The organism is Paenibacillus sp. NPDC058177, assembly GCF_042883835.1.
Taxonomy (GTDB): Bacteria; Bacillota; Bacilli; order Paenibacillales; family Paenibacillaceae; genus Paenibacillus_AQ; species Paenibacillus_AQ agri.
The window spans coordinates 1-1,118 of the sequence record NZ_JBHVVB010000020.1; the positions used below are offsets into that span (position 1 = coordinate 1).

General features: G+C 45.8%; 3 protein-coding genes. All 3 read right to left on the reverse strand.

Annotation, left to right across the window (positions count from 1 at the left end):
• Positions 1-53 precede the first annotated feature (53 nt).
• From ACFVU8_RS29940 to ACFVU8_RS29950, 3 genes are read right to left on the reverse strand one after another with little or no spacing between them, the layout of a single operon-like run.
• The gene (locus ACFVU8_RS29940) at positions 54-197 is read right to left on the reverse strand and encodes a hypothetical protein (protein WP_158649812.1); all 144 of its coding nucleotides are present in this window, start codon (positions 195-197) and stop codon (positions 54-56) included.
• A 13-nt stretch (positions 198-210) separates the two neighbouring features.
• Positions 211-852 (reverse strand): ATP-binding protein, encoded by a 642-nt coding sequence (locus tag ACFVU8_RS29945; protein WP_376642745.1) that lies wholly within the window; start codon positions 850-852, stop codon positions 211-213.
• On the reverse strand, positions 830-1,087 hold the full coding sequence (locus tag ACFVU8_RS29950; RefSeq protein ID WP_213398973.1) for a hypothetical protein: 258 nt from the start codon (positions 1,085-1,087) through the stop codon (positions 830-832). Before ACFVU8_RS29950 ends, ACFVU8_RS29945 begins: the two co-directional genes overlap by 23 nt.
• Between the last annotated feature and the right edge of the window lie 31 nt (positions 1,088-1,118).

The window sequence follows — 1,118 nt, forward strand, 5'->3', positions numbered from 1 at the left end:
ATACAGTAATGAACGTATGAACTAACCATTTAACCTTCATGCTTTTTTCCTCCTTATACTGCGTTTACTAATTGCGTCACACCGTTAACCGGATGCTTCGTGACAATAACCTTTGTTACGACAATGACCATCATTGTGAATAGCGCAATGACAATCATGTTCTTCAGCCCGACACCTGCAAATTTTCGTGTCTCCAAGTCATCACCTCCTTTAAAGCTTCAATTTTGCTAGTACCGGGTTTTGCATACCCACTTTCCAATACCAAAAATTGTGCCCGCCGGGTTGCTCCATAAATTGCGGCATCCCTGTTGCTTTCACAATCTTTTTACGGTCATCCGGGTTTTGCATGGTGAAAATGAAATAGTGTGAACTGTTGGCCATAGCAATGACCGGAATGTCTGTTGGGCGCTGGGTACAAGCCCAAACGACTGCTTCTTTCGAACGCCCGCGCGTGTATAAGGCTTTCAATTCTTTCGGGTAGTTATGGGCGCTTGGCGCGACTTCCATTAATTCGTCTATCCATAGAATCGTATTTTCACGCTTGTACACCCAGCTCATGAGCGCGTTGTAATATTCCGGCTCTAATTCTTCAGCGACCGGGCAATAGATAATTTTCGGCGTCTCGACCTCGGACACGTCTTCCAATCGGTGAACCACAGTAAAGTCCTTACCTTCCTGCAAGCCATGCCACAATTCCTGCCGTTTCTTGCGGCGCTCGTGTACTTCGCCTTTCGTATCAAGCTTTACCACATGGTCTTTCCCAGCGAGATATACCTCAGCGACAACCGATTTACCTGTACCGGTTTGACCACAGATAAAAACGTGTTCGTCATCGCCAATTGTCATTCGCATGTTTTCCACTTCCTTTCGTGCTGTAAGCTTTCACAACACGCTTCACGCCTTTACCTCTTTTCATAGCAGCCATGATGGACGGTTTCGGGATTTTGTCGTAAGGGATTTTCTCCACAACTAAAAATTCCTCGCCCTGTTCGATAATGTCCAAGTGTTCAAACCAATAACGGCTGTATTCATGCATGGGGATGTTGTAATAGAAGTCACCTTGCTTCAGCGTCACCATACCGGACATAGTCGATCATCCCCTCTAAATGGTTGAGGAA